Here is a 6,065-nt window from a genome sequence, read left to right on the forward strand (position 1 = left end):
GGTGGCGGCGCGACCTCGGTGGCGGCGTGACCTCGGTGGCGGCGTGACCTGGGTGGCTCGGTGGTCGTCGGCTCGTGCCGAGGTACCGCGGCCGCGGCAGATCGTCTGCGCCAACACGGTCATCCGGGCCAACACGATGGGTTAACCGCTCGTCGTGGGGGTTCTCTGCTGGTACACGAGCAGACAACCCCCAACACGAACGGATATCCCTCGGCGTTGGGGGCCTCGCGGCCGGCTCGCCCAACCTCGACCACCTGCCCGCCCAAACCTCAACGGCCGCAGAATCGCGTGCCCAGATCCAGTCCCAGCCGGCGGCGTCGCTCATCACGGCCCGGGGTCGTACCAATTGTGGCGGAGTACGCATTGAAGGGCTTCAAGGCACCGATCGGTGTGGCCGAGTGGACCGATGCCATCAACAAGTCGCGGCCCGAGGAGTTCCGGTCCGCGAGCCGAGTGTCGCGAACTGGAACCGCGACCGTCGAGTACTGATCCGGCGCTCTCTGCGCCGTTCTCAACTCCTCAGGTCCAATCATCCCGCCATACTGCCACCCGAATCTGCCCCACGATGCCCCGAAAAGGCCTTCGCGTCGCACCACTTCACCGCGAAAGCCTGTGCCCATGGACCAGACCCCGCGCCGGCCACCCGTCCTAGAACTGCTGCAATTGTCCCCATCTTTGGGTACTATTGCAGTCACGAGTCAGGAGAGTGTCATGTCGCGTCAAGATCTCGCCGACATTGCTTCCGAACAGTGGGGGTTGATCACCACTGCACAGGCCGAGGCTGCCGGCAGCAGCCGCAAGGCAGTCGGCCGGCTGGCGCAGTCCGGCGCGCTCGAGCGACTCGCACACGGTGTCTACCGCCTGACCGGAGCACCTTCGGATCCCCGCGATGATCTGCGAGCAGCCTGGCTGGCCCTTGACCCAGCGCGCACAGCCGGTGAAAGACTTCGTGACGAGCTCCCCGAGGTGGTTTCGCACCGCTCGGCCGCCGCGCTGTACGAGCTCGGTGATCTCGATGCCGATCGACATGAGTTCACCGTTGCCGGCCGTCGCCAAACGCGGCGCAATGACGTCCGCTTCCACAGGGCGACACTGAGCTCCGGTGACTGGGGCATCGTGCACGGTCTGCCCTGCACAACGGTGATCCGGACCATCACGGACCTGGCTGCGGCTCGCACCGATGGCGGGCACCTTGCCGCTGTGGTCCGTGACGCCCTCACCGTCCGCCATGTCGACGTCGATCAACTCGCGCATGCGCTCTCACCGTATGCGGCCCGCTATGGTGCGCATGACGGGGACGGCGAATCGCTCCTGATCCGGTTCCTGGAGGACGCCGGCGTTCCGCGAGCAGCAAGGCGGACGATCGAACTCGCGACCCGCGGCCGGACAGCCGCCGACCGGGTTCGATGAGTACGCCGCGCACGCCTCTCAATCCGGCGGCAATCCGCCGCTCACTTGGCGATCGCCTCCGCGCCGAGGCCAAACGCCGCGGCCGGCCGGCTGGGGATCTGCGACGGGAGTTCGTCTTCCAGCGCTTCCTCGGACGAGTGTTCTCGCAGCCAGGTAATCGATGGGTCCTCAAGGGCGGCACCGGTCTGCTGGTGAGACTCCAGGAAGCGCGCTACAGCAAGGACATCGACCTGGTCGTACCGGGCGAACCCTTCGACGTCGACGAGGCGGTCGAGGCGTTGCGAGCGGAGATTCGTCGCGATGCAGGAGACCACCTGACCTTCGCCATCGACAGCGCGACCCGGCCCGACGACGGCCAGGTGGCCGCAATGCTCAAGGTGACGTGCTACACCGGCGCGACACCCTTCGAGCGCTTCACCATCGATCTGTCCACCAGGTCGCACATCATTGCCGCAGTCGACAGAATCCGCCCACAGCCAGTACTCGAGCTCGCCGACGCGGACCCGTTGCCAAGGTTTGTGCTGTACCCGCTGCCCGACCAGGTCGCCGACAAACTGTGCGCCATGTACGACCACTACGGCGCCACCGGCAAACCGTCGACTCGGTATCGCGATTTGGTCGACCTGGCGCTGATCGCCACCACCAACGAGCTGAACGCGACTCTCACCGCACAGGCGATCACCGCGGAGGCGGCCCGGCGAGACTGCGCACTGCCACCTGCACTCGAAACCCCCGGACCTGAATGGCACGCCGGGTACCCCCGTGCAGCTCGCGATGCCAGCCTCCCAACGGAGCTACAGAATCTCGCCGGCGCAATCGACGCGGTAGGCGACTGCCTCAATCCGGTCCTGGCGGGCACCGCAACCGGAACGTGGATGCCGGGATCCAGACTCTGGAAGGCTGCGCCCGACGAATAGACCGCGGCCGTCGCGGGCTGATCCGGCAAATGTTCAAGAAAGGTGTCGGTGGGGGGTGTCATCGTGGGTGGATGAACCGGGTTCGTGGGCGGGCCGAGTGGCAGTTCTTCGGGGTGCTGTCGCGGGCGGATCGTGGGTTGGCGGCGGCATGGTGGGGGTTGCTGGTCGCGCGCGGAGCGTTGCCGGCGGTGTTCGCGATCGCGATGGGGGCGCTGATCGGGGCGGTGCAGCGCGGGGATTCGCTGGCGGGACCGCTGAGTTTCATGGGGACGACATTCGTGCTGATGCAGGTGCTGACGCCGGTTCATCAGGCGGTCAGCGCCAACCTCGGCAGTCGCGTGTCGGCGTACCTGAACGACGTTCTGGCCAAGGCGTGCGTGGGGCCGCCGGGGATCGGGCATCTCGAGGATCCGGACCTGAGTGAGGACCTGACCGTCGCGCGTGAGTTCGACCGCGGCCAGACCGGGCCGCCGATGTACCTGAACGTCGAGTTCGTCGCGGGCAGTCTGGTGGAGCTCGTCGGCGGGGTCGCGTCCGCGGTCGTACTGTTCGGGTTCACGTGGTGGGCGCCGATCGTCCTGGTCGTCGCATGGTCGGCGACGCACTGGCTGCTGCGCGAGAGTGGCGTGTGGAAGGACCGCAACACCGCGGAGGTGCGGGCGGCGCAACGGCATGCCGCGTATGCGTACGAGCTCGCCGTCGAGCCCGAGGCGGCGAAGGAGTTGCGGCTGTTCGGCCTCGCCGATTGGACCGTACGGCGGTTCACCGAGCGGCGGCGCCGGCTCTTCGAGTTGCAGTACGCCGCAACGCGTCTGCGGGAGCGCCCGATGATCTGGAGTCTGCTGATCATCGGGGTGGCCAACGGTCTCGTGTTCTGGTCGCTCGGGGCGGCGGCGATCGACGGGCGGCTGCCGGTGGATCGGCTGGTGGTGTTCGCCCAGGTCGCGATCGGGGTCGGAATGATCGCGTTCGGCGGGCTGAACTGGGCGCTCGACGGGGCCGCCGCACCGGTCTCCGCCGTCAATCGCCTGGAGCCCGCGATGGCACCGGCCGGCGCCCTCCGCCCATCGAGCCGCCCCACCACCGCACCGCAGACCGGCGCGGTCGGGCTCGACATCAGGAACCTGCACTTCCGTTATCCACAGACGGACAGACCGATCTTCGACGGGCTCGACCTCACCGTGCCGGCCGGCTCCTCACTCGCCGTCGTCGGTCAGAACGGGGCCGGCAAGACCACGCTCGCCAAGCTCCTGTGCCGGCTGTACGACCCCGACGACGGAACGATCCGCGTCGACGGCACCGACGTGCGAGACCTCGACGTAACAGCTTGGCGGACCCGCGTCGCCGCGGTCTTCCAGGACTTCCTCAAACTGGAGCTCCCACTGCGCGACAACGTCGCCCCGGCCGGCGCGCCCGAGACCGACATCCGCGCCGCCCTCGCGGACGCCGGCGCCGCGGACCTCGCGGACCTCGACACCCGGCTCGCCACCGGGTACGGCGACGGGACGGACCTCTCCGGCGGCCAATGGCAGCGGGTCGCTCTCGCCCGCGCGCTGTGCGCCGTACGGCAGGGAGCGGGCCTGGTCCTGCTCGACGAACCGACCGCGCAACTGGACGTCCGCGGCGAGGCGGCGATCTTCGACCGCATCCTGACCGCGACGCGCGACGTGACCACGATCCTGGTCTCGCACCGGTTCTCCACCGTGCGGCACGCGGACCGGATCTGTGTCCTGGAGCACGGACGCGTTGTCGAGCTCGGCAGTCACGACGAGCTGATGGCGTACGGCGGCCGGTATCGGACGATGTTCGACCTGCAGGCGAAACGCTTCACGGCCGAGGTGGACGAGGAGGGGCTCAGCTATGACACGCTCTGACGACATGCCCCGCGCGCTGCCGGCGATGTGGCGCCTGTGCAAGCTCGGGTACCAGCACGAGCCGTGGCTGCTGGTCGCTGCCTTCGTGATGACGCTGCTCGCAGCCGTCCCCGATGCGTTGCTGGCGTTGTGGTTGAAGATCCTCGCCGACGGGGTCCTGGACGGCGATCGCAGCGCCGTACTGCTCGCCGCGGGCGGTCTGGCGCTCTCGGTGACCGCGACCTGGTTCCTGCGGACCTTGTCGGCGCGGATCTCGCGGCGCTTCCGCGACCGCGTGACGATCATGCTCGAAGCACACGTCGCCCGATTGCAGTCGTCGGTCGCTACCGTCGAGCACCACGAGCGGCAGGACTACCTCGATCGGCTGTCGGTGCTGCGGAAACAGGTCTTCGTGCTCGACCACATGTACATGTCGTTGTTCTCGACCTGCGGCTGGATCCTCCGCCTCGGCGTGACGGTCGCCCTGCTCATGTCGATCCATCCGGCGCTGGTGCTGCTGCTCGTCTTCGCGCTGCCGACGGTGATCAGCTCCAGCTGGCGGCCGGGCGTCGAGCGTGCGGTCGAGGAGCGATATGCCCCGCATTTCCGCCTCGCGCAGCATCTGTTCAAGACCGCGACCACGGCCGCACCGGGCAAGGACGTCCGGGTCATCGGACTCGGGCCAGACCTCGTCGCCGGTCGCCGCCGGGAGTGGGAGAAGTGGTACGAGCCGATGGCGTCCGCTCGCTGGGCCAGCGCGGCGTGGCACAGCGCGGCCTGGGCGGTGTTCGGCGCGGCGTACGTCGGAGCGGTGCTGTTCGTCGCGTCTGGACTGAACGGTTCAGTCGGTGACGTGTTGCTGATCCTCGCCGCCGGTGCGCGACTGTCGGCGTACATCGGTGCCACGGTGGGCGAGATCGGGTTCCTGCGCGGCATCTGGCTGGACGGTTCGCGACGGCTGGTCTGGCTGGAGAACTACGCGGCATCCTTCGACAGCGAGGCGGATCAGCCGGCGCCCGAACGCCTCGACGACGGCATCCGGTTGGAGAACGTCACGTTCTCGTACGCCGGGAGCTCGCGGCCTGCCCTGGCCGACGTCGATCTGGTCCTCCCGGCCGGCAAGGTGATCGCGGTCGTCGGAGAGAACGGAGCCGGCAAGTCCACGCTGGTGAAGCTGATCTGCAAGCTCTACGAGCCGACCTCCGGTCAGGTGCTCCTGGACGGCCGGTCGCTGAGCCGGATACCGGCCGACGCGTGGCGTGCGAAGATCGCCGGCGCGTTCCAGGACTTCTTCCGGTTCGAGTTCCGCGCGGTCCACAGCGTCGGGCTCGGCGATCTGCCCCGGCTGGACGACGTACCGGCAGTCACCACCGCTGTCGGACGGGCCGGCGCGGAGGACGTTCTGGAGCGGCTCGAGTCCGGACTGGACACCCAATTGGGGTCGACCTGGCCGGACGGCGCGGAGATCAGCTTCGGGCAGTGGCAGAAGCTCGCGCTGGCGCGCGGATTCATGCGCGACCGCCCCCTGCTCCTGGTCCTCGACGAGCCGACGGCCGCACTGGACGCGGAGACCGAGCACGCCCTGTTCGAGCGGTACGCCGCGGCGGCGCGGGACAGTACGGACGGCCGGATCACGATCCTCGTCTCGCACCGGTTCTCGACGGTGCGGATGGCCGACCTGATTGTCGTCCTGGACGGCGCGCACGTCGTCGAGACCGGCACCCACGAGGAACTGATGGCCCGCGACGGCCACTACGCCGACCTGTACCGAATCCAGGCCGCGGCCTATAACTAGATGATTGATGCACGGGGATTGGTGTCCGGCGTGGATGCGTGACGGCACGGGCGAGGGTGTCCAGAATCGGCGCTGCTTACCCAAGTCTCG

5 protein-coding genes are annotated in these 6,065 nt (G+C 68.4%); all 5 read left to right on the plus strand.

The annotated features are described in order from the left end of the window. Positions 1–348: 348 nt before the first annotated feature. The 5 genes from AB0B82_RS14255 to AB0B82_RS14275 all read left to right on the plus strand — a co-directional run bounded on the left by AB0B82_RS14255 (position 349) and on the right by AB0B82_RS14275 (position 5,975). The gene (locus AB0B82_RS14255) at positions 349–489 is read left to right on the plus strand and encodes a hypothetical protein (protein ID WP_360166870.1); all 141 of its coding nucleotides are present in this window, start codon (positions 349–351) and stop codon (positions 487–489) included. Positions 490–618: 129 nt separating this feature from the next. Beyond that, entirely contained in the window at positions 619–1,410 is a 792-nt protein-coding gene (locus AB0B82_RS14260; RefSeq protein WP_360166873.1) for a type IV toxin-antitoxin system AbiEi family antitoxin domain-containing protein, read from the plus strand. Beyond that, the gene (locus AB0B82_RS14265) at positions 1,407–2,327 is read left to right on the plus strand and encodes a nucleotidyl transferase AbiEii/AbiGii toxin family protein (RefSeq protein ID WP_360166876.1); all 921 of its coding nucleotides are present in this window, start codon (positions 1,407–1,409) and stop codon (positions 2,325–2,327) included. Before AB0B82_RS14260 ends, AB0B82_RS14265 begins: the two co-directional genes overlap by 4 nt. 71 nt (positions 2,328–2,398) lie before the next feature. Then, positions 2,399–4,201, plus strand: coding sequence for an ATP-binding cassette domain-containing protein (locus AB0B82_RS14270; RefSeq protein ID WP_360166879.1), 1,803 nt, complete (start codon positions 2,399–2,401; stop codon positions 4,199–4,201). Beyond that, positions 4,188–5,975 (plus strand): ABC transporter ATP-binding protein, encoded by a 1,788-nt coding sequence (locus AB0B82_RS14275; protein WP_360166882.1) that lies wholly within the window; start codon positions 4,188–4,190, stop codon positions 5,973–5,975. The genes AB0B82_RS14270 and AB0B82_RS14275 overlap by 14 nt, the downstream gene beginning before the upstream one ends. Positions 5,976–6,065: the final 90 nt, after the last annotated feature.

The sequence above is a fragment of the Kribbella sp. NPDC048915 genome, assembly GCF_040649595.1.
Lineage (GTDB): Bacteria > Actinomycetota > Actinomycetes > Propionibacteriales > Kribbellaceae > Kribbella.